At 39.2% G+C, this 23,501-nt stretch carries 18 protein-coding genes and 1 tRNA gene; 6 read left to right on the top strand and 13 right to left on the bottom strand.

The window, feature by feature from the left end:
- Window positions 1-5 precede the first annotated feature (5 nt).
- The 3 genes from A9267_RS04315 to rmuC form a co-directional block, all read right to left on the bottom strand.
- Window positions 6-917: an AAA family ATPase gene (locus A9267_RS04315; RefSeq protein WP_055023823.1), complete on the bottom strand. Its 912-nt coding sequence runs from the start codon at window positions 915-917 to the stop codon at window positions 6-8.
- Between the two features lie 129 nt (window positions 918-1,046).
- Window positions 1,047-2,987, bottom strand: coding sequence for a transglycosylase SLT domain-containing protein (locus A9267_RS04310; protein WP_065108336.1), 1,941 nt, complete (start codon window positions 2,985-2,987; stop codon window positions 1,047-1,049).
- A gap of 274 nt (window positions 2,988-3,261) precedes the next feature.
- A complete protein-coding gene (gene rmuC, locus A9267_RS04305; protein WP_065108335.1) occupies window positions 3,262-4,740 on the bottom strand; it encodes a DNA recombination protein RmuC in 1,479 nt (492 codons plus the stop codon).
- Between the two features lie 211 nt (window positions 4,741-4,951).
- Here rmuC and msrP point away from each other — a divergent pair, with 211 nt between their 5' ends.
- Together msrP and msrQ are read left to right on the top strand one after the other, a co-directional pair.
- Window positions 4,952-5,986, top strand: a complete 1,035-nt coding sequence (gene msrP, locus A9267_RS04300) for a protein-methionine-sulfoxide reductase catalytic subunit MsrP (protein WP_055023820.1) — start codon at window positions 4,952-4,954, stop codon at window positions 5,984-5,986.
- On the top strand, window positions 5,983-6,588 hold the full coding sequence (msrQ, locus tag A9267_RS04295) for a protein-methionine-sulfoxide reductase heme-binding subunit MsrQ (protein WP_065108334.1): 606 nt from the start codon (window positions 5,983-5,985) through the stop codon (window positions 6,586-6,588). The genes msrP and msrQ overlap by 4 nt, the downstream gene beginning before the upstream one ends.
- Window positions 6,589-6,796: 208 nt before the next feature.
- Here the strand turns inward: msrQ and A9267_RS04290 are convergent, their stop codons facing one another.
- The 4 genes from A9267_RS04290 to A9267_RS04275 form a co-directional block, all read right to left on the bottom strand.
- On the bottom strand, window positions 6,797-7,144 hold the full coding sequence (locus A9267_RS04290; protein WP_065108333.1) for a hypothetical protein: 348 nt from the start codon (window positions 7,142-7,144) through the stop codon (window positions 6,797-6,799).
- Between the two features lie 217 nt (window positions 7,145-7,361).
- A tRNA-Pro gene (locus A9267_RS04285) sits at window positions 7,362-7,438 on the bottom strand.
- Between the two features lie 157 nt (window positions 7,439-7,595).
- Window positions 7,596-9,398, bottom strand: a complete 1,803-nt coding sequence (locus tag A9267_RS04280) for a DUF3413 domain-containing protein (RefSeq protein WP_065108332.1) — start codon at window positions 9,396-9,398, stop codon at window positions 7,596-7,598.
- Window positions 9,399-9,487: 89 nt separating this feature from the next.
- The gene (locus A9267_RS04275; protein ID WP_055023816.1) at window positions 9,488-9,706 is read right to left on the bottom strand and encodes a YejL family protein; all 219 of its coding nucleotides are present in this window, start codon (window positions 9,704-9,706) and stop codon (window positions 9,488-9,490) included.
- 276 nt (window positions 9,707-9,982) lie between these two features.
- Between A9267_RS04275 and yejK the strand changes: the two genes are divergently transcribed.
- A complete protein-coding gene (gene yejK / locus A9267_RS04270; protein WP_065108331.1) occupies window positions 9,983-11,011 on the top strand; it encodes a nucleoid-associated protein YejK in 1,029 nt (342 codons plus the stop codon).
- 201 nt (window positions 11,012-11,212) lie between these two features.
- Window positions 11,213-12,160 carry a magnesium/cobalt transporter CorA gene (gene corA / locus A9267_RS04265; protein ID WP_055023814.1) on the top strand — a complete coding sequence of 316 codons (948 nt, stop codon included), beginning with the start codon at window positions 11,213-11,215 and terminating at the stop codon, window positions 12,158-12,160.
- A 106-nt stretch (window positions 12,161-12,266) separates the two neighbouring features.
- Here the strand turns inward: corA and A9267_RS04260 are convergent, their stop codons facing one another.
- Window positions 12,267-13,523 carry an HD-GYP domain-containing protein gene (locus tag A9267_RS04260; RefSeq protein ID WP_065108330.1) on the bottom strand — a complete coding sequence of 419 codons (1,257 nt, stop codon included), beginning with the start codon at window positions 13,521-13,523 and terminating at the stop codon, window positions 12,267-12,269.
- Between the two features lie 128 nt (window positions 13,524-13,651).
- Here A9267_RS04260 and A9267_RS04255 point away from each other — a divergent pair, with 128 nt between their 5' ends.
- The gene (locus A9267_RS04255) at window positions 13,652-14,353 is read left to right on the top strand and encodes a 2OG-Fe(II) oxygenase (RefSeq protein WP_065108329.1); all 702 of its coding nucleotides are present in this window, start codon (window positions 13,652-13,654) and stop codon (window positions 14,351-14,353) included.
- Between the two features lie 9 nt (window positions 14,354-14,362).
- On the opposite strand, the gene A9267_RS04250 is transcribed toward A9267_RS04255, so the two are convergent.
- The 4 genes from A9267_RS04250 to A9267_RS04235 all read right to left on the bottom strand — a co-directional run bounded on the left by A9267_RS04250 (window position 14,363) and on the right by A9267_RS04235 (window position 18,805).
- Complete coding sequence (locus tag A9267_RS04250) at window positions 14,363-15,715, bottom strand: ATP-binding protein (RefSeq protein ID WP_065108328.1); 1,353 nt, start codon at window positions 15,713-15,715, stop codon at window positions 14,363-14,365.
- On the bottom strand, window positions 15,706-16,380 hold the full coding sequence (locus A9267_RS04245) for a response regulator (RefSeq protein WP_055023810.1): 675 nt from the start codon (window positions 16,378-16,380) through the stop codon (window positions 15,706-15,708). Before A9267_RS04245 ends, A9267_RS04250 begins: the two co-directional genes overlap by 10 nt.
- Before the next feature lie 136 nt (window positions 16,381-16,516).
- A complete protein-coding gene (locus A9267_RS04240) occupies window positions 16,517-17,239 on the bottom strand; it encodes a LysE family translocator (RefSeq protein WP_065108327.1) in 723 nt (240 codons plus the stop codon).
- Between the two features lie 261 nt (window positions 17,240-17,500).
- Complete coding sequence (locus tag A9267_RS04235) at window positions 17,501-18,805, bottom strand: dicarboxylate/amino acid:cation symporter (protein ID WP_282098390.1); 1,305 nt, start codon at window positions 18,803-18,805, stop codon at window positions 17,501-17,503.
- A gap of 234 nt (window positions 18,806-19,039) precedes the next feature.
- Between A9267_RS04235 and A9267_RS04230 the strand changes: the two genes are divergently transcribed.
- Window positions 19,040-21,946, top strand: coding sequence for a hypothetical protein (locus tag A9267_RS04230; RefSeq protein WP_231919043.1), 2,907 nt, complete (start codon window positions 19,040-19,042; stop codon window positions 21,944-21,946).
- Window positions 21,947-22,012: 66 nt separating this feature from the next.
- Here A9267_RS04230 and astB read toward each other — a convergent pair whose 3' ends face one another.
- Window positions 22,013-23,347 carry an N-succinylarginine dihydrolase gene (gene astB, locus A9267_RS04225; protein WP_065108326.1) on the bottom strand — a complete coding sequence of 445 codons (1,335 nt, stop codon included), beginning with the start codon at window positions 23,345-23,347 and terminating at the stop codon, window positions 22,013-22,015.
- Between the last annotated feature and the right edge of the window lie 154 nt (window positions 23,348-23,501).

Genomic DNA, 23,501 nt, shown 5'->3' with positions numbered 1-23,501 from the left:
TATCACTAACTAATTGGATTAACGTTAGCCAATATTTGATCTGAGATAGCTTGGCCTTGTATTGGGTTATTATTACGAATTCGATGCTCGGCTACACAATGAAATACTGCTTGAATATCTTCCGGTACCACGTAGTTTCTTTGATGCATAAATGCCCACGCTTTGGCTGCATCAAGTAAAGCGATGCTGGCACGGGGTGATAGGCCATTTCCGTCTGCTTGTTCTCGAGAATATTGTGCTAAATGAATTAAATATTTAAGTACAGCATCCGATGCACTGACTTTTTGCACGAGTGATTGAAGAGTAATGAGTTCATCCGGCGTAAAACATTGCGGCATAGTGGTAGCGGTGTTTTTGGCCGTATCACTTTTTAACATTTCAAGTTCAGCTTGTTCATTTGGGTAGCCAATTGAAATGCGCATCATGAAGCGATCTAATTGCGACTCTGGTAACGGGAATGTTCCTGATTGCTCAATGGGATTTTGCGTTGCGATAACAAAAAAGGGTTGGGGAAGGGCATGGGTTGCGCCATCTAAAGTAATTTGCCTTTCAGCCATCGCCTCAAGTAAAGCACTTTGTGTTTTAGGGCTTGCTCGGTTGATTTCATCAGCTAATAGCATTTGATTGAAGATTGGCCCAGGATGAAACTGAAATTCTTGTGTTTGTTGCTGATAGATAGAAACACCAAGGATATCAGCAGGTAACATATCACTGGTAAATTGAATTCGTTGATAGCTCATACCAAGTGAGGTCGCAAGCGCTTGAGACAAACTGGTTTTGCCCATGCCAGGTAAATCTTCAATGAGTAAGTGACCTTTTGCAAGTATACAGGCGACGGCCAATTTTATTTGCTGAGGTTTTCCTAATAATACCGTTTCTAATTGCGATAATAATTGTTGTAGTTTTGACGCAGGCACGCATTACTCCATTAGTTAATTGGCAGTAACATTATACTGCCAGTAACAAATACATCGAATTGATTACGTTACCTTGTCGTTAAATATAAGGAAAGGATTTAACAAGTTTTAAGACTGAAAAAGTGTAATTTAGTATGCAAATGCCATTTCTTGTTCACTAAACATACTGGCGTTAATGTTTTTATTATGCTGATAAATCATTCGGTAACTTAAAACAGCCTGAACATACTCTCGAGTTTCTTTAAATGGAATCGTTTCAATAAAGCTCATAACATCCAGCGTCCCATTGGATTCTTTAAGCCACCGAGTCACTCGATGCGGTCCTGCATTGTATGCGGCAGTGGCTAGTACTCGATTTTGGTCAAACTGTTTTAGTAATTGGCTGTAATAGGCACTCCCTAACTGCACATTATAATCAACTTGATAAAGCTGAATTTTGTTCTTAAAACTGAGTTTGTTTTTACGAGCGGTTTCTTTTGCAGTTGCAGGCATGAGTTGCATTAATCCTCTTGCTCCTACACCGGATGTCGCATAAGGGTAAAATGCACTTTCACGCCTGGCTATGGCACGTATCTCATCAATATCGACTTGGTACAGTTTACTGGCTTTTTCAAATGAGTCTTGTGCTGCATTAGGGAACCTAAGTTGCAAGCTGTTCCATTGTTTCGCTTGAATACTGGCCTCGACACTATAATCAAACCAACCTTGCTGTAAGGCATATAAACCATATTCAGCTCGCATGGCATTGTCATGTCGTCGTAACATGCTTACCCATTCACCTCGAGCATCTCGGGTTTTATCAATTGCAATGAGTTCAACTATTCTGGCCATTGCTGGGTCATCATTGATTTTAGCGGCAAGCTTAGGATTGGACTGTAACTTATCATCGTTCATCGCAAGCGGTGAGTTGATTGATTGCGCCGCATGGAAACCATAAAAATTACGAGCTTTGCTGAGTTGTTCTATTGTGGTGTTTTTTTTGGGGGTGTTGTTTGTATCAATAGATGCCATTCTGGCAGACCAATATTGCCAACGGCTGTCATCAATCACATCATCACTGAGTAAGGCAAGGTAACGTTTTATGCTGTCATTATCTTGTTCACTGATGGCCCATCGTAAACGTATTTGGAATAGATCATCTGAATCTAATATGGGCAAACTGGCATCAATGTGTTCAAGTAAATCAGCCTCTTTACGGATTAGTGCTCTTCTTACGATGTATCGGTTAAGTTGCTGACCCTTGATGGCAGTAAAGCGATTAGCTTTATCATATTTGTTATACAGTTTTACGGCTTGCTTGAGATCTTTTCGAGCAAGCTTTCTAAGGCCTACATTGACAATATCACCAACGATAGGTGAGTTTGATGAAAACTTTTTTGTATAGCGTAAGCTATTGGGATCTCGATAAACTGAAATCAGTAAGTCAGCTTTTTTCTTGTTTTTGGTTATTTTTCTGGCAAGGTATTGCGTTAAACCATATTGATTTTCGTTGAAGCTCAATAGCATTCTTGACCAAATTAATGCCTGAGTCCGTTTTCCTGCTTTAGTCCATTCACTAAAGAGGACGTCACACTCTTTTGGTCGTGAACGGCCATAAAGCCACATGCGCTCAGCACCATCCAAGGCGGATTTTTTATTGCCTTGAGAAAGTTGCGCTCGATAGTAATAGCATTGCAATGCAATATCGTTAGGCGTGTTTGGAGAAATGGTTAAAAAATTCTGCCATTGCTTTCGTTTCCCTGCATTTTTTAGATAACGGTAGCGTAGGGTGTTATAGAGGGGCGTTTTCTTATATTTCTCAATAGCGATATGGGCATCTTCGCCGTTTAGCGACAGGATGTCACTTCCAGTTTCATGGTAGTCAAGATAGACATTTAATGGATATTCACCAAGTTTTTTCCGCAGCACCTGGTAGGTTTTCATTTGTTTTTTATCGAGTGCTTTACGGGCATCAAGATAAAGTTGTTGCTCAGTGGTATAAGTTGTTTTTGCAGCCGAAACCGGCAAGCTAAGCCCTGCCATTAACAGACAAATAAATACACTAACTAAAAAAAACACACTGTTACGCATAATAATGAGAACCTCCGTCCCAGTACGACATTGTTGCGAAACCAATTGTTACGAACGTATTTTAATTAAACTTTTCTTACTCAATGACTTCATCTACTCATCGGATATTAGAGCATGTTTGTACATGGTATTTATATCATGCTTAAAGGTTATATTAGTAACGATGATGAGCCTTTAAATACTAGCTCATCATTATAAACCTGCATGATAATATTCACTTTTGAGTCGCTGTGAGCTGCTGTTATAAAGTGCTGCTCATTTATTCAATTACTCGCTACTCTTTTGACTCATCTAACGCTTTATTAATTAATTGCGGGTCAAGATTTTTACTGGTTTCAACACCTAATTTTTGCATTACGTGAGCTTGTCTAATTAGGTTACCTTTACCTTGTGACAACTTACTCATGGCTTGCTGATAAGTTTTATCTGCAGTGTCTAATGCGCGGCCAAGTTTATCCATGTCTTCTACATAGCCACATAATTTGTCATATATTTTCGCGGCTTGCGAAGCGATAGCCTGGGCATTTTGATTCTGATATTCATAACGCCAAATATTGTTAATCGTTCGAAGTGCGACGAGTAAATTAGTTGGGCTGACCAGCATAATATTATGATCGAGTGCAAAGCTGACTAAACTCGGATCTGACTCTAACGCCAGTAAAAACGCAGGCTCAATTGGAATAAACATCAACACATAGTCGAGGCTTTTTAAGCCATGCAGCTTGTGGTAATCCTTTTGACTTAAACCTTTTATATGTTGGCGAACTGATAGCGCAAGCTCTTTAATTGCCTGTTGCTGTACTAATTCATCCTCGCTATTAAAGAAACGTTCATAGGCTACTAATGACATTTTTGCATCAATAACGACATCTTTTTGTTCAGGCAGGTGAACGATAACATCCGGTTTAAATCGCTTTCCGCCATCATCTTTTAAGTCTTGCTGAGTGTCGTACTCGTGTCCTTCACGTAAGCCACTTTCTTGCAGAACACGCTCTAATATGACTTCCCCCCAATTGCCTTGCTGCTTATTATCGCCTTTTAAAGCCTTAGTTAAATTAATCGCGTCTTGGCTCATTTTAAGATTAAGATCTTTGAGGTGATCGAGTTGGTGCTTTAACGCACTTCGCTCAGTTTGCTCTTGAGTATATGACTCTCGGATTTGCTGCCTAAATCCTTCTAACTGTTGTTTTAGCGGCCCTAAAACCCCATCAATTTGTGTCACATTCTGTTGTTTGAAGTTTTCACTTCTTTCTTCAAATATGCGGTTAGCAAGGTTTTCAAATTGTAACTTTAATCGTTCTTCTGCACTTTCTAGTAAAGCTATTTTGTCATTGAGCGCCGCTTTTTCAGTGTTAGCTTGTGATTGGATGCTTTGTTGCATCGCATTTGATTTAGACAGAGCCAGTTGAGTCTCCATAAACTTACGTTGGCCGTCGCTAAGCTGCTGCTCTAGAAGTGGTAACCTTTCAGCTTGGGCTTCAAGTTTTGAAAGTTGAGCAATTAAAAGTTCTGCTTTTTCTCTAGCGCTATGCAGCGCGAGTTCTTTGTCGTCGATTTGTTGTTGAAGTAATTGCTGTTTTATCGCCATATCTGATTCAAACTGCGCCATTTCAGCTTGGAGTTTGTCTCGATGTTGCTCCCATCGTTGGCGGGTCAAACGTTGGTTAAGTAGCGCACCAATTAATAACCCTAAAAAGGCGACAGCACAGAGGGCGATGATTTCAGCAATGGATAAAGAGGTAGGAAGCGTCATGAATACGGCCAGCTTAAAAATGAATGCTTAAGATTCTCATGGCAGTGCACATGGCGCAAGCCAACATCGAGTGATTTCATACTTAAGCGCTTAATTAATAAACTCAATAGCTTAAAAACTGTAAACTAGTTGAAATTAATTGCCGTATAAGCATGTCTAATAGTTTAACAGTAGAATGACTTTGTAGAATAGGTTTGCTTTAGGAGGCGTTATGGTCGCAAAAAAAGGGTTTACAAAAGGCATTGCCAACACGCCAAGTTGGGCATTAAAAGAAAATCAAGTAACACCAGAGCGCGTATTTGCTGATAGACGCAACATTGTAAAAGCACTTGGTTTAGGCGCGTTAGGAGCAAGTCTACCTGGGCAGGTTCAAGCTGGATTATTTGACTTATTCGGCAGCGAAGATAAACCTGCTTTTGCTGTTCAAGGGCTTGATTACAGCAAGCCAAGCCAATTTCAAATCAGCGACATACTGACGCCAGAAGATAAAATTACTCGCCATAATAACTTTTACGAATTCGGTACCAGTAAACAGGACCCATTTGAAAATGCACAAGGTTTTCAGGTCAATCCTTGGGAGCTGCGAATTGAAGGTTTAGTGGATAAACCATTAACACTTGACTTAAATGACCTGACGACCAAGTTTGATTTAGAAGAGCGCATTTACCGTCTTCGTTGTGTAGAAGCTTGGTCAATGGTGGTGCCTTGGGTTGGTTTTTCGTTAGCTGAACTATTGACCATGGCTGGAGTGTCAAATAAGGCAACGCATGTTGCATTTGAAACTTTATTTGACCCAGTTCAAATGCCCGGTCAGAAAAATCGCCTAATGGGAGGTGGGATCCACTACCCATATGTAGAAGGTTTAACCATTGCAGAAGCAATGAACGAGTTACCATTCCTTGCTGTTGGTTTATATGGAAAAACTTTACCGCCACAAAATGGTGCTCCAGTTCGTTTAGTTCTACCTTGGAAATACGGGTTTAAAAGCATTAAGTCTGTAGTGAAAATTCGAGTAACAGATAAGCAGCCTCCTACCAGTTGGAACCAACTAGCACCCCATGAATATGGCTTTTATGCCAACGTGAATCCACAGGTTGATCACCCTAGATGGTCACAAGCGACAGAGCGCAGCATTGGTGAAGGCGGTTTATTCTCTGCAAAACGGATTCCGACGCAAATGTTTAATGGCTACGCAGAACAGGTGGCTGACTTATATAAAGATTTAGATTTAAGGAAGTTCTATTGAAGCGGTTAACACCTAAAGGTTTATTTTGGATAAAAGGCTTACTGCATGTGAGCTTTTTATCTCCAATAGTGTATTTAGTTTTATTAGTTATGACTGACAATGCTGGTGGCGATCCAGTGCAATACATCATCCATTTTACTGGGATGGGTGCAATTAATTCGTTAATCATTACCTTAGTAGTTTCACCATTAGCTAAATTTTTGAAGCAAGGGGTGTTACTGCAAACTCGGCGATTAATTGGCTTGTATGTTTTTGTATATGCGAGCTTACATATTGCTGCTTTTATTAGCCTTGATTTACTTTTTGCATGGGGTTATTTGTTACAAGAAGTGGTTAAAAGGCCGTATATTTTAGTCGGCGCGGTGGCGTTGATTATTGTAGCGCTTTTAGCTTTGACCTCGTTTCAAGCAATAAAACGTAAAATGGGAAAAGGTTGGCAGCAATTACACAATTGGATTTATGTTGTCGCGATTTTAGCGCCAATACACTTCTATTGGTCTGTAAAATCAGAAATCATCGAGCCGAGTATTTATTTCGTTCTCTTTGCGGCTTTATTGTGGCTAAGAAGACGTCAGATTAAAATATGGCTGTTAAAACGTTAGTTATATCAACGGTTTAATGGGTGGTTTATTAACTAATGTAGCCAACTGATTTTTAAAGATACAACACCGGCATTGCCGGTGTTGTTTTATATAGCAATCCCTGTTTGCTATTGGCGCTATAGGCGCGGTGTAGTTTAAACCTTTTGTGCCAAGCTGGTTATTTAAATAATCATAGTCAGATTAAGCTTGAATGTGACTTGTGCGGACTTTAGCGAAATAAACAGTTCTTGGCTCTGGGTGGGTTAACCAGCCCATTGAAACAGTAACTTGCAAAAAGGCTAAAGGCGATAACTGAACCCATGATAATGGCGAGTGTATACCAAGGTTCATGCATTGTTATTCGCATATCAATATATTGGTAAGTTGATACGCCCCAAACCATCACAGTCGCTACGATTAAGCCTAATTGAATGACTCGGGTAATAATATTGTTCTTAAGCAATAATAACCAAGGTAGCATGACGCAAGTGATTGCAAGTGGCATTTGTCCAAATCGAAGAAAATGCGCTGCAAGTAATACATACGCTAATGAAATGAATATAATTCGCCACCACATGGTTCTGTTCTCCTAACTATTTTGATTTTTGCTGACGCAATATATCGCAATCAATTTAGGTTGTTCTGTCGAAGTGGTCACATAATATCGCAGCGTGGGTGATACAGTTCAAAAAACAGCAATCTTCTTAGTCAGAGCTAACGAGAAAAACAGCGTGTGGGTCGTCAATATTTTATTAATATGAAGACTTACTATGAATGGTATTAAGTGTGAAAATTGGTCGGGATAACAGGATTTGAACCTGTGATCTCTTGTCCCCCAGACAAGCGCCTTACCGGACTAGGCCATATCCCGATGACTTTACTTCTGATGCGTAAATAAACTAACAACTCGTCATTTTAGGCGCAACTTATTTTTAAATAAAAAAGGTTAATTGACTGATATATAGTCAATTAACCTTTTGTTAAGTCATCTCTTAATCACTCAATTTATAGCGTATTTTTATCACGAGTTATTGATTATATAGCCGGCGGCCTTCACGCATGACTTGAATTAACTCAGGTGCGCTCAACTTGCGCTTAAGTCGTTTGTCATAATTAATATCATATATTTGATATTTACCGTGACGATCTAAAACTGTGATTTCAGCATCTTGATAGATGGCAAATGTACGACTATCTCCAATATAGACCCAGCTTTGTTCACTTGGCTGCAATAAGCTGTAGCCAGAACTGTAATCTGTAGATGGATTATTACAATGTAAGATTTGGCTCATAATAGTCGGCACTATGCCGTAATGACTGGTGCGGTATGTGACTGTGTCTGCAGCGGCTTTTGGCCAATGCATAACAAAAGGTACTTTTACGTTGCCAGGGGATAAATTCTGGTTAACCTCAGATGGATTACTACTAAACACTTGGCCATGGGTACCTGTAATCATCACGACCGTATCTTTATCAACGCTATCAATTAGTTGATTGAGTTGCTGGTCGATAAAATACAATGACTGTCGGTATTGGTTATAAAGTACTTTTTCTGCAGGTTTCAACATTATGTGAGGCTTAACGGTTTCGATACCTAAAAAACCAATAGGCGTGTCATAATGTTTTGGAGCCGTGAGGTTCACAATTGAAAACCAATGTGACTGCTGCGATGCTTGCCAATTGACGAACTGGGCCACATTTTTACTATCTGTTTTAGCACTGCCTTCATCGCTATGGTTGATAAACGGTGTTAGCTCATCAAAAATAGCGCGTCCGATAAACGGATTAGCATTATCTTGCGGTAAGAAAATAGCTTGCTGATAACCTGCTTTGGCAAGGGTTTGTGTCATAACAGGTGCAGTATGATAAAACTCTTTTCTGTCACCATAGTTGCCCTGAAGGCCATACAGTATTGAAAAAATTCCCGTCTTAAACTGATTCCCACCACTAAAATGGTCAATGAATTGTTTGTTATCAGTCTGATATTGCGTCAGAAACGGCATGGTTTGTTCATTCACCATATCTGCACGTAAACCATCGACAGAGACTATCAATACATTAGGTTGCTGCTCTTGGATTAATGGCGTTTTACATTGTAATGGCTTAACAGGGTAACTCAGTTTACGTGACTTAGTTTGGTAGCGATTATCTTCTATATTGGTGCCTTCAATACCATGGCTTTCCATGAATGACCGTGCAGTGGCTGGGTATGATAAAGGGTACGTATCATCAAAACGGGTAATTTGTGTTACGTCAGATGCATCAGCCCAAATATGAACTAAATGGCTACTGATAAAGCAAATACCGACAAAAGCAATCGCTTTATTACCAAGCTGTTTCTTCTCCAGCTTTTCGATGCGTTTCCATATGAAGTTAGCTGCTGTTAGCTCGATTAATATAATCGAGATGGGAGTCACTATATAGGAGGTACTTTTTAATAATGCATTCAGATCTGTCCAAGCTAAATCAAATGCGAAGGGGCTTAGATGAATACCATAATCGTCATAGACAATTGTGTCATACAATAAGATACATAAGCCTAGGCTCGCGACGAGGGCGGCGTAGCCTCGTAAAATTTTAGAATAAGGTAATAGTAACGTGACAGGAAAAAGAAAGACTACATAAACAATGAAAGCTAAAAAACTGAAGTGACCAATGGTGCTAACGGCAAGATAGCCCCAACCAATAAAGGTTTCAGGGTAACCCACACTACTGAGGTAACGGGCACCGACTATCATAGCTAAAAAGCCATTAAAGAAGGCAAACCAGTGACCCCAATTAACGAGGCGCGATACTTTATCGCGAGTCATTTGTTTTTTGCGCTCAACCATGCGGAGTTGTTTTCCTAATCCTATCTTTATCAAAGATATGCTTCAAAGCTAACATATCCTTGATAAATTAAAATACCTTTTAATATGGCTTAGTCAGCCTTTACTGATTGCGCCAATGCTTTTGCAAATTGTTCAGCAACCTGTTGACGAGATTCGCTAGGTACTTTGTTCTCTAGTAAATGTGAAACACAATTACCTAATACCATCAGACTTAAATCAGTCGGTGCTTGATGCTTGTTGAGTACTGCTAATAACTCAGTAATTAACGCTTCAACTTGGGTGTTGGTATATTTAGATTGGATAGCCATAATCAGAAAAGTTCAAAAAGTAATGAATTAGCCGCCTATTATATCGGATTTCATATTATCTTGCTGTAGTTTATTGTGGTGAAAATAGCGTCGAAATTTAGCAATTTAATGGCCTTGTTAAGTACAAATTGAAATAAATATAGCGGTTGAGTTAACTAAAATTGGCACTTGAAGCTATTGGCACTTTTCGTAATATTTTTTGAGACTTTTTTAACGTGTCTGTTATGATATTCAGCGCTATTTCGCTTCCATATATTACAGATTCAGTTAGGGCTTATGAGCATCAATATCGAACAAGCAATTATCCACGAAATTTCCCAAGACAGTCAGGGTCAACTCAGTTGTCGTTTAAGACCACAACCTCTACTAAATAGCAGCGCTGTAGAAGCGATGCTAGAAGAGTTGCATCAAACCTATACGGGTAAAGCTGGTAAAGGCTTTGGCTTTTTTGGCACACACGGTGAAGATGGTGAAGCCAACCCTGCTTTTTCTGACGCATTAAATGAATATCGAAGCGGCGAACTAGGATTTGTTGAGTTTAGTAGTGCTGCAAGTAAGTTACTTCAGGAAGAACTTGCGAAATATGACTTTAGTCAAGGCGGCTTTTTGTTGATGTCTTGCTATACCAGCATGACAAGTGATTATTTATTCGTGGCATTGTTAAACGCAAAATCGTCAATGACGGTGTTAGATGATATGGAATTATCGCAAAACAACCATCTTGATTTAACGAATGTTCAGTTGGCAGCTCGAATTGATTTAACAGAATGGCAAGCAGATAAAGATTCACGTAAATATATTTCGTTTGTACGTGGCCGTGCGGGCCGTAAAGTGGCAGACTTTTTCTTGGATTTCATGGGCTGTGTTGAAGGCGTAAATACTAAGGCGCAGAATAAAACATTAATGCACGCTGTTGAAGACTTTGTCGCCAGTAGTGAATTGACTAAAGATGAGCGTCAACAATGTCGTGATAAAGTGTTTGATTACTGCAGTGAGCGTGCCGATGAAGGCGCGGATATCGAAGTAAAAAATTTGGCTGATGAATTGGCCGATTCTGGTATGGATTCGTTTTACGATTTTGCTTGTGGCGGCGCTTACGAGTTAGATGAGGAGTTTCCTGCCGATAAAGCCAGTTTACGCACCTTAAAGAAGTTTTCGGGTACTGGTGGTGGCGTTACATTGAGCTTTGATGGCGGCCATTTAGGTGAGAGAGTTATCTACGATCCTATTTCTGACACCATTCTTATTAAGGGTGTTCCTGCTAACTTGAAAGATCAGTTAGATCGCCGTCTTAAAGGTGAATAAAGAAACAATATTCAATTAAAGCGCCCATATGGGCGTTTTTTTTTGCATTTATTATATGCATTTAACGATTTCGGTACATATAAGAGCTAATTTAGGCATAAATACATTTAAAGATTTAAATTTGAATTTATTTAAGTACACTAGCCGACAAATTTAAACCTAATATTGATAGTTATGAAAATCTAACTATGTGGGGGATACATGATTACTGCCTATGTTTATAAAAATCGCAAGTTAACTGTTCACGAACTGAATGTTCAAGACAGTATACCCGAACAAACATTATGGTTAGACATGTTCAAACCCAATGATGATGAAAGGGAATGGTTGAGTCGGTTTTCGGTCGAGGAAGTTCCCGACGAAGAAGACATCAACGAAATTGAAGCCTCGGCTCGTTTTTTCCAAAGTAAAGATGGATTGCATATTAATTCGTTATTCCCGCAACGTGTTGGCTCGGATGTGCGAGCGATTAACGTATCGTTTAACTTGAGAAAGGATTTCTTACTGACTATTCGTGAAGATGATGTCGGTTTGATCCGTTTATTACGCAACTATTTACGTCTTGGCCGTTTGGATGCCACCACGCCTCAAGGATTAATGCTAGAGCTATTCCATCTAAAAGTGGATTACCTGTCTGATTTAATTGAAGACGTTTACTCTGTTCTTGATGATGTAAGCGAAAAAGTGTTTGATGATGAAGAGTTAGATGAAGTATTCAAAATGATCACGCTGCAAGAAGACTCAAACGGTAAAATCCGTCTAAGTTTGCTCGATACTCAGCGTTCATTACGATATATCCAACGTTACTACCGCGATCATTTATCTGAAGAAAATATCAAGGATATTCGTGAGATGTTGTCGGATATTGAGTCGTTAATGCCTCATAGCCAATTCATCTTTGATAAGTTGAATTTTTTGCTCGACGCAGCCATGGGCTTCAGTGGCATTCAACAAACCAAGATTATTAAAATATTCTCGGTTGCCGCCGTGGTGTTTTTACCACCAACGGTAATTGCAAGTAGTTACGGAATGAACTTTGTTAATATGCCAGAGTTAGATTGGCGTTTCGGTTACCCAATGGCGATAGGATTGATGTTAGCCAGTGCCGGTGGTACATATTTATTCTTCAAGCGAAAAGGCTGGTTATAAAACCTATTTAAGTCCTTTGTTAATATTAAAAGCCATTAGTAACGTTAAGTTATTAATGGCTTTTTTGTATCTGTTAAATAGATTTTTATGCTTGTTTAAATAAGGATTACCCTTGGCCAATACCATAGCTTATGCGCTCTCTTGGGCTTAAATATTTTAGAATATTTTCGGGTAATGCAGATATCGGCAAACATCGTGCAATACTGATTTCTTCGCGTTCTAAGTCAATGATTGGTGCTTGTTCTTTTGGAACGAGTGCGTCGTATAGCATGATTTGAGGGTATAAAATCTTATTTATATTTACAGACATCACCATGCCAAATTGACCGCTTGAAAGCTCTACAACACTACCAGGTGGGTAAATACCAATGGTTTTGATTAAGGTGCCGACATATTCTTGATTGAGCTTATCTTTATAGTTTTTATAAATATAACCTAAAGAAGCATAAGGCGTTTTCGCTTTTGTAGTCTTAGTGCCGTTACACAAATCATCATACTCATTGACTACCGTGATAAGTTGGGAGTATTTATCTAACTCATCTCCTTTAAGTCCTTTGGGGTAGCCAGAACCGTCTAGAAACTCATGATGATTGGCTATCATGGGGTTAGCTTCTTCAGGAAAAGTATCGGCAATTTTAAGGAAGTTGAGACTCATTAAAGGGTGCTGCTTTATAAGGTTTTGTTCCGGTTTATTTAAAGGAGCTTGTTTATTCAGTACATTGCTAGGAATTTTAAGTTTGCCAATATCATGAAATAGGGCACCTAAGCCAATCTGCTCAATCTCTTCTCGTGACCAATTCAAGCTTTTTGCTAACATCATGCAAAGCACTGAGACATTCAGTGAATGGTGATATATTAAATCGCCAGGTTTGACATCACCCATAAGATGTAACACTAAATCATCAGAATTAAGCAGCATAGTGGTCATCGAGCTCACCATGTCTTTAGCATCGTTGACAGCGTTTAATGGTCGACTACCGAGTTTTGAGATACTAGAACGCATAATTGATAATGAACGGTCAAACTGTTGCTCAGTCTTTTTAAGTCCTCTTCTAAGCTTCTTTTGCGTTTCAATTTGATCATGTTTGTACTGATCCATTTCAAGCTTGAGCTTATCGAGAGAAGCAGTATCTGTGAGTGCTTTTTCTGCATCTTTAGTAGGTTTATCACGTAACTCAGTGTCGCTTTTAGTGGGAACGAATAAAACGGTTTCTATACCTAAACTTTTAATTAAATCGATTTGAGACTGACTTTTAACCTTGAAACGACTAAATAGAAATGGGTGATCCTTCCAAGATACTGGCAAGCAAATAAAATTGCCGACTTGGATTTCATCGATCGAAACTTTTACTGTGTTTTTCATAGGTTAAAACAGGTACCTAAATTTATTTTTGTTATTATGTAGCTAACCATCTGTACTCATCCCTTTTGCTAATCGACAGTTTCCATGGCAGCATATTACCAAACAGATATAAAAAGTGCTTATTTAATATGGATTTTATTGAAGTCATACCAAATGCGTTAGATGAAGATTTATGCGATCGATTGATTGCCGCTTTTGAACAGCACCCAGGAGTCATTGAAGGTAAAACTGGTCAAGGTGTTGATAAGGCTAAAAAACATAGTTTAGATTTAACCTTAGACATTCATGCTGATTTAGCGCCGCTAAGAAATGAAATTTTACAATTAACGCTTAAGCATGCGGCTTCATACTTTACTCAATATTCGATGGCGTTAATGGGCGCGGTATCTGTGGCTGTCGCTGATGAGCATGGTCAAGCAGTGACTTTACAACCCAACAATTTTGATGCTTTAGGTGCGCCTCGAGCAGAAGCGTTAACCAAGTATTTGTATCGAAGTGGTAATGTAAATTTGCAAAAGTATCCTATGGGGCTAGGGGGCTACCCTCATTGGCATTCTGAGCATTTTCCGCAATCTGGTTCATATGAAGCTTTACATCGAGTACTACTTTATATGTTTTATTTAAACGATGTAGAAGAGGGCGGAGAGACGGAGTTTTTTTACCAACAGAAAAGCATTAAACCTAAAAAAGGGACCATGGTTATTGCCCCGGCGGGTTTCACTCACACCCATAAAGGTAATAAGCCAATCAGTGGTGATAAATATATCGCCACCTCTTGGATTATGTTTAATCGGGCAGAGCAGCTCTATGCACCATTAAACAGTAAATAGTGTTTATTGTTATTGAGGGGGGATTTTGATAGTAAATTTAGCCCCTTCAAGCTCACTTTCGGTGATTGATAATAGACCATGGTAACTACTGACAATTTCGTTACACACAGCTAAACCGATGCCTTGACCTGGTGATTGGGTATCGGCGCGCACTCCTCGTTGAATGATGCGTGCTTTTAATGATTCATCAACGCCAGGTCCATCATCTTCAACACAAAGGATTGAATGCCCCTCACTATCAATTGTCGCAGTAACAATAACTTCACTAATACAAAGCCTGAATGCATTTTCCATTAGGTTGCCACACAGCTCCATTAAATCCCCTTTATTAATAGGAAAGTTAATATCAGAATCGATGTGACTGCTAAATTTGACGTTTTTTTCTTGATAAATCTTGAACAACATTTGCGACAATTGCTCAACCATAGGTTGAACCGGTGTTTGTTCTTGAACAAGCCCTTGACGACCGACTAAAGCGCGTTTTAATTGATATTTTACCAACTGATCCATCTGTCCCACTTGCTGCATGATTTTTTCACTGGCATCTGATTTTGACAACGTCGCGTCATCAGTTATTGCATGAACAGCGGCAAGGCGCGTTTTTAAACTATGGGCTAAGTCATTCATGGCATTCTGGTAACGCTCTTGTTGCGCACTCGATTGCGATAATAGTTGGTTTAATGCTTGAGTTACCCCTTCTAATTCTTGTGGGTAACCATCTGATAGTGACTTTTTGTTGCCGTCACCAATTGCTTGTAATTCACTCTTGAGCCTCGTCAGTGGGCGCATTCCCCAATAGGCTGCACTAATCAGTAATATAAATGCAAGTAACATGACGACGCCAAGACGCAAATAAGTCAACTTTTTAAAACGTTTAAAGTCGTTCTCTACGGTGTCAGCTTCTTTTAATACCACCATATTGTATTGGGTTTGATTGAGTTCAACGGGCAGTAAATAGGCAAAGTAGGAACGATTATCTGACATGTTTAGAAAGTAAGGGGGATTGGAGTCGACAATAGATTCAAATCGTTCACATATATTGGTTAACCCAGCATCGGTAGCGAGTGATGACGTCCATACGTCTGCAAAGTCTTGACTACAGCTGGCCATCATATAGCGTTTTTGCTTATTGTTTTCCATTAACCAATTATTATTGGCTGGAATAAGGTCGTGTTCACGCAGCTCTGCTGCAATTTGCGGCATTTCAGCGATAAGTTGAGCCGTTTCTTTATTATAACTGTTTTGCGCATGAAGAATGGTTACTGACCATGCAAGGCCAAAGCCTACCAGTGCGATGATAGTTAACGAGGTAATAAACATCCTCGTGAGTAGGCGTTTTTTGGGCTTAAACCTTAGCTGCATGGTAGATTAAATTTATATCCTTGACCGCGGATGGTAGCGATTGGATTATCCATACCGCCTTTATTAAGTTTTTTTCGTATACGGCTGACCATGACTTCAATGGTATTCGGGTCGCCTTCTTTGTCACCGTAAACGACATCAAGTAAACGTTGCTTGGCTACAACTTCATGGCAGTGACGCATGAGGTATTCAAGAATTAAATATTCAAATGCAGTAACTTCCATGACCTCAGCATTTAGCGTGACTTGTTTTGCTGCTAAATCTAATTGTAGTGGCCCACTACTTATGGTCGGTTTTACAAACCCAGCGCTCCGTCTTACCAATGCGTCAAGTCGAGCAACTAACTCTTCTTTTTGGAATGGTTTGACTAAGTAATCATCTGCACCTGCATTTAATCCTTCAACCTTATCTTGCCAGTTAACTCGGGCCGTTAGAATAAGAATAGGCGCTTTAACATCGGCATTACGGATATCTGATATGAGTGTCATACCGTCTTTATCAGGCAGGCCTAAATCAACAATAGCGATATCAATAGGGTAATTGGTTGCTTGATAAAACCCTTCTTTCGCAGTCAGTGCCACTTGTACTTGATTACCTAATTCAGATAATTGCACATTTAAGTGGTGGGATAAAATTGGGTCATCTTCTATTACCAAAATTCTCATAACAAATACTCTTTGGTGAAATCGTAATATTTCTTTGCATTAAATGATCGCTTAAGAAAAGTACAAGGCGATAGGCATAGTGGTATCTTAGCCCGACGATACTTAACCTTAACTGACTGTAATCTGTAATTGTTTATCAGACAATAAGTTGATTGATTAAATTCGTTAAAATAGTGATTGAGACACCCATAAATATAATGCCTGTTATAGCATCAATGAGCAGGCTGCCTTTAGCCATTTTATGTTGTATCTGCGGTTTTGTAAGAATGATAGCAAGAAAACTAAACCAACAAAGGGAAAGCGTGAATAATAGACTTGCTGAAGCTACTTTTGTAGCTAGTGTAACCTGTGGTGTGACTAGAACAGTAAAGATTGTGATGAAAAAGATCAAAGCCTTAGGGTTAAGCAAATTTGTATAAAGCCCAATTTTGAATCCTTTAGCTGATGAAAATGTTAAATGTTCTAAATCGTTATTATTAGGTTGATTGGCGGCTTTGTCTTGGGTTTTATGCTCAAAAGATGATGGTTCACTGAAATTTTTTTCTTCGTTTTTAGTGTTTTTTTTGAATGATGATAATGCAGAAGATAAAGCACCAAATCCCATCCATGCAAGGTAACAGGCTCCAATAATTTGCACTGCAAAATAGGCAAACTCAGATTGACGGATCATTAAGCTGATACCTAATAGTGAAAGTAGACTATGTATTAGTATGGCGAGGCTAATACCAAAGGCACACATTAATGCAATACGTCGTGGTTGCTGTGTTGCTGTTTTGACTATGATAGCAAAGTCTGGTCCAGGGCTGATAAGAGCTAGGCTGTGTATAACAGCGAGAGTCGAGAGAAGAGCAAAATCCATTTAAATTCCATTTGAGTATTTGTTAAACCAGGTTTTATATGAACGCATTTTTATCTGAAAATAGTTTATATGGTCATAGATTAACGATAAAAAAGGCAAGGTGTCTATTGTACGAGCCATATACGAGTCAAATATGAGTTATTTGGTATTGATTGTTTTGTTTCTATTTTTAAACAATAAAAAGGGCGCCTCTAAGGCACCCTTTTCGTATGCAAAATTAAGCTTACTTTGTATGAAGTCAAAGCAAAAGTAAATTACTCATTAAGCGTTTTTAACTTGATCTTCAAAACTAGAGCCAACTTTACCTGCTTGAGAATCATTGAAAGTTTCTTCGCTGAATTCGCCTTCAGATTTCGCTATGACTACAGTCGCTACGGAATCACCTGTTACGTTTACCGCAGTTCTTATCATGTCGAGTAAACGGTCAACACCAATAATTAACGCGATGCCTTCAACTGGTAAGCCAACTTGGTTCAGTACCATCGCAAGCATAATTAAACCAACACCAGGAACACCAGCAGTACCAATAGACGCTAAGGTTGCCGTTACAACCACAGTGACATAATCCATTAAACTTAATTCGATACCAAATACCTGTGCAATAAACACCGTCGCGACACCTTGCATAATCGCGGTGCCATCCATGTTGATGGTTGCACCCAAAGGCAAGGTAAATGAAGCGACTTTATTATCAGCACCTAAACGGTGTTCACAGGTTTCAATGGTAACAGGTAGCGTAGCATTGGAACTCGCTGTACTGAATGCAAATAATTGCACGTCACGCATCTTGCGTAAAAACATAAACGGATTAAGACCAGTAAATGTTTTTAATAAGGTCGGGTAAACGACTAATGCTTGAACCAGCAGTACAAATATAACTAAGAAGAAATATTGAACAACACTGCCTAAGGTTTCTAATCCTAAGGTCAGACTTAATTTCGCCATGAGGGCAAATACACCATAAGGCGCAAGCTGCATGATTAAAGTTACCACGCGCATAATCACTTCGTTTAAGTCATTAAATAACGCTGATACTCGAGCGCCGCGTTCACCAATATGTGAAATTGCGAAACCAAAGATAACGGCAAAAATAATGATTTGCAGCATGTTACCTTGGCTCATGGCTTCAATTGGGTTAGTTGGCACAATGTTGATGACAACTTCAGACAGGCTAGGTGCATCTTTTGCGCTAAATTCCATTGCTGAGGATGCAAGGGACGCATTACCTGGATGGATAATAATCGCTAACGTTATAGCGACTGTCAGCGCAATAGCGGTAGTGAACATATAAAAAGCGATAGTTTTACCACCTAAACGACCCAGTTTGGAAGGGTCGCTTAATGAACTGGTTCCGCATACTAGTGATACAAACACTAATGGGACAACTAACATTTTTAAACTGGAGATAAATATCGTACCAACGACATGTAAAATGCCTTCGGTAATATAATCCTTAACGAATAAGCTTTCAGGAAATAAATTTCTCAAAATTAATCCGAGAAGAATACCCGCACCCATACCGATAAGTATTTTGCTTGTTAAACCAAGCTTACTATTTTTATTCAAAACCACTTCCTTCAATCTTTATCATCAATTTTTTGATGATTATTATTTTTTATCTTTTAAAGCGTAGCAGGAAAATAAATCATATGAAACGGCATAAAAGTTAAAGTTTTTAAGGAAAAATGCCGAAGAAAACATTAGAGTAACAAGAAAGTTACGATATTTTTATGTAATATCGACCAGTAAGTAACTATTATAAATCATAAGTACGATTTTAATGTAACAGGGAGACTGACAATGAGGTCAGCACAAAGACTATTTTTAGCGCTTTTAAGTTCGATTTTTCTTTTTGCTTGTAGTGGTGGGGGAAGTATTTCAGATGATGGCGGCGGGGGAACAGATCCAGTTGAAGTCATCAGTGTAGAATTAACATCATCTGTGGCAGATGGAGCTGAAGTTGATGCAACAACTGGTGCAGTTTTAACTGCAACCGTGACAAGTTCAACTCAAGGCGCAGTCTCTGGGACATTGGTCAGCTTTGTATTAAACAATACAGACTTAGGGACATTTAGTAACGAAACAGCGACAGCTGTAACTAACTCTGATGGTGTTGCTACTATCTCCATTTTTTCAGCAAATATTGCAGGATCGGGTAGTGTCGTTGCTTCTACAGCAGATGGGGACTCTAATGCGTTAGCGATAACGATGAAAGGGGATGGTAATGGTGGTGGAGGAGCAAATGTCACGACTGTTGAATTGTCTTTGTCTACTAATGTTATTTCAGCAATTGAAGGGGCGACTATAACTGCGTTAGTTTCAAACTCACTAACTGGTGCACTCGAGGGTGAATTAGTTACATTTGCTTTGAACGACGCAAATTTAGGTAGCTTTGATGTAACAACAGCTACAGCTGTTACTAATGCTGATGGTATTGCTACAATTAAGTTGTTTTCTGCTGAGATTGCAGGTTCGGGCTCAGTATCTGCGACAATTGAATCAGGTGAGTCTGATAGTGCTGCATTTACCATGGTAGGTGACGGTGGTGAAGCAGGAGGTGGTGCTTTAGTTACCTTACAGTTATTTAATTCTAATGGTGATGAAGTCGATACTATTAGTACTCTAGTTCCTGGTGTATTAGTGGCAACTGTAACAGGTATTAATAAGCCGACAATTGTTTCTTTTTCTTCTGAAATAGGCGATTTACCAATTACATCTGCTGTCACTAATGAAGAAGGTAAAGCATCTGTAGACATTTATGCAGGAAGCTCATTGGGAGCAGGTACTGTAACTGCATCTTTAGCATCAGGTGAAAAAGGTGAAGTCATCGTTGTTGTCGGTGCGACAAATGTAGAAATGGGTAGTGGCTCACCATTTGAAGAAGGTGTTGCAGAAGTTAGTACTACTGATTTATCTGCAGGTGGAACAGCAACAGTTAGTGTTCTTATTCAAGATGAAGATGGAAATCCTTTTAATCAACCTATTGATGTTAACTTTTCATCGACTTGCGCTACAAGTAATCCTGCTCAAGCACAATTAAGTACACCAGTTTCTTCCTCTAACGGTATGGCGACGTCAACATACCTTGCGCAAGGCTGTGTAGGTGAAGATCAAATTAATGTAACCGCAAATGCAGGCGGTATAAGCTTATCTGCTGTTGCGACGATTAATGTTCTTCAATCGGATATTGGTAGTATCGTATTCGTTTCGGCAGAACCTGAAAATATCGGTATTCTTGGAACTGGCGGTATTGAGTCTTCAGTTGTTAAATTCCAAGTATTAGACAAAAACAGTAATGTCGTTGCCAACCAGGCAGTAGATTTCTCTTTAAATACTGTTGTGGGTGGAATATCGATTGACCCAATAACTGCAACTACAAATAATGAAGGCATTGTGCAGACTGTTGTAACTACAGGTTCAGTATCTACTTCTGTTCGTGTAACAGCTACAGTTGATAACGGGGCTGTTCCAGCTATTTCAAGTCAGTCTAAGCAACTGATTATCTCAACAGGGATACCAGATCAAGACAGTTTTTCATTATCTTCAACTATTCGTAATGCAGAAGGTTGGAATCATGAAGGAACTGAAGTAGAAGTGACAGCTCGTATGGCAGATGCTTTTAACAACCCAGTGCCAGATGGAACGACGGTTTCATTTACTACGGAAGGTGGTTCAATAGAAGATGCTTGTCAGACTATAAACGGAGCTTGTTCAGTAACTTGGACATCACAGCTGCCAAGGCCTGAAGGAAATAGTTTCTTTAATGCTTTGGGAGAACAGATACGTAGTCCTCAAGCAAAGTTAAAGTGTTATAAATTGACAGATAAGTCAGAAGATGCGACTTGTGAAGAAGACAATATTGTTTACGGAAACTATTATGGTCAACCTTATGGCGGCCGCGCAACAATTACTGCGACCGCTATTGGCGAAGAGTCTTTTCCTGATTTAAATGGTAATGGTCGCTTTGATGCTGACGAAATGAATGAGTTTTTAACTGGTACAGATGTAACTGGTGAAAAATTTGATTTAGATGATGCATTTAATGATTACAATGAAGATACCGTATTTAATCCACAGGCTGAAGATGCAATGAAAGGCCTTGATGGTGGTGCGCTTGAAGAGTTGATTGACTTCAATGTTAATACTCTTTTTGATACGGCTGATGGCTTATATAATGGCGTATTATGTTCAGATCCTGTTCATGCCGGCTGTGCAGATGGTGTCAGTAACTCTAAGTCTCTTTTTGTTAGACGCAGTATAGTGATTGTTATGTCTGGCAGTGAAGCTATCGCTACTTTGCCTACTGAAGTCGAAATTGAAGACGAAATAATGGGTGAAGACGAAGATGGTAATCCTATTAAAGTTATCAGAGAACATGTATCTGCTTATTATGATGCTGATGGTTCATTAGTTAGCTTCCCTATTCAAATAATAGGAAAAGGTGCAGCAAGTGTTCACTTTACTTTGTCAGACATCCATAACCAGCAGCTTCCAGCAGGTTCAACAGTCAAGTTTGCTGCTTCAGCTGGTTCCGTAACAAGTACAACCGAATATACTTGGCCTAGCTCTAACTATAATGGTGGCCGTTCGTTCTCTGTATCATTAAAAGGTGAAGATGAGCCTAATAACGGAACATTCAGCGTTACAGTTGAAACACCTTTAGGAACTGTTACTGAGGTTATCTCGATACCAATCAATATTATTTAGCAAGCACTAGTTAAAAAAATGCCGCTCATTGAGCGGCATTTTTTATGGCGTTATTCAAACTATGAATTATTTTTGGAACTGATAAACACTGCCAAGTTTTAATATCTGTGTTAATTCATCTAATGCGGTACGAGATTCTATAATAAGTTGTGGGTCAGCTAAGTCTTTAACTTCTAGACGGTCGCGATAATGTTTCTCAACCCAGTTATTTAATTTATTAAATAATGCATCGTTCATTAATGTGTTTTGATTGACGGCAGATATTTCTAATTCACTCATTGCTACGCGTAATCTTAAACAGGCTGGCCCACCACCATTTTGCATGCTTTGCTTCACGTCATAATATTGGACCTGCTTAATTGGGGTTCCTAAGGTGACTAACTCATTCAAATACGCGTGCACAGCAGGGTTTTCTTGACAATTTGTTGGCGCGATAATCGCCATTTCACCATTGGGTAAGGTGATGATTTGCGTATTAAATAAATAGCTTTTAACAGCATCATTGATAGAAACTTGTTCTGTTGCCACTTTTACGAAATGAACATCAGTATTCATTTTTTTACGTATTTCATCAAACTTAACATCAGTATTTAAAAATGCTTGTTCATGGTAAAAAAGAACATTTTGGTTTCCTACTGAAATCACATCATTATGAAAAACACCTTGGTCAATAACGTGAGGGTTTTGCTGCATGAATACACAACTTTCTTCATCTAGTTGATGAAGGCGAGCTACAGCTTGTGATGCTTCAAGTGTTTGTCTTGCTGGGAATTTAACCGGTTTTACTGCATTAGGCTTGGTTGACTCTTGGCCATATACAAACAACTCAACCCCTGAATGACCGTAATCATTACACAGACGAGTATGGTTTGCAGCTCCTTCGTCACCGAAGCTTGCGTGCTCAGGTAAATGTTGATGATGCTTAAAAAAACGTTCATCTTTAAAAGTTGCTTTTAGAATATTACCAGTTGTAACAGGTTCAATGCTGCGATGAAGCTTATCAACGAGATTTGCTGGAGTGAAGTGCACTTTACCGTCTCGGGTATCGGCACTAGGTGAAACAGTTGCGGCGTTTGCTGTCCACATAGAAGATGCACTGCAACATGCGTTGAGTAATGCAGGTGCTTGCTTAGCTGCTTGATTTAGCACTTCTGCATCAGAGCCAGAGAATCCCATGCGTCGAAGCGAATAGATATCAGGACGTTCTTGAGGTGCTAAAACACCTTGCACCATACCTAAATCAGCTAATGATTTAGCTTTTAATAAGCCTTGTTTTGCCGCTGCCTTAGGATCTGATGCTTGCGCTGCGTTACTATAAGAGGCTACATTACCAAAAGATAAACCTGCATAGTTGTGCGTTGGTCCGACTAGTCCGTCAAAGTTCGCTTCGTAGTGCTTCATTTATTATCCTTAAAATATTTATTATTGTAATTATCGCGTGATTTGCTGATAGCTACAGCAAGAATATTGCCAGTATACTGATGAAATAGGGGTTAACAAGCAGTGACAATTGTCTCAAAAAATGAAAAAGTGACTAAACATGCACAAGTTTTAC

This window comes from Shewanella sp. UCD-FRSSP16_17 (genome assembly GCF_001675935.1).
GTDB classification, from domain to species: Bacteria; Pseudomonadota; Gammaproteobacteria; order Enterobacterales; family Shewanellaceae; genus Shewanella; species Shewanella japonica.
Note: the sequence above shows the minus strand (reverse complement) of the source record. Positions and strands in the feature narration are given on the sequence as shown.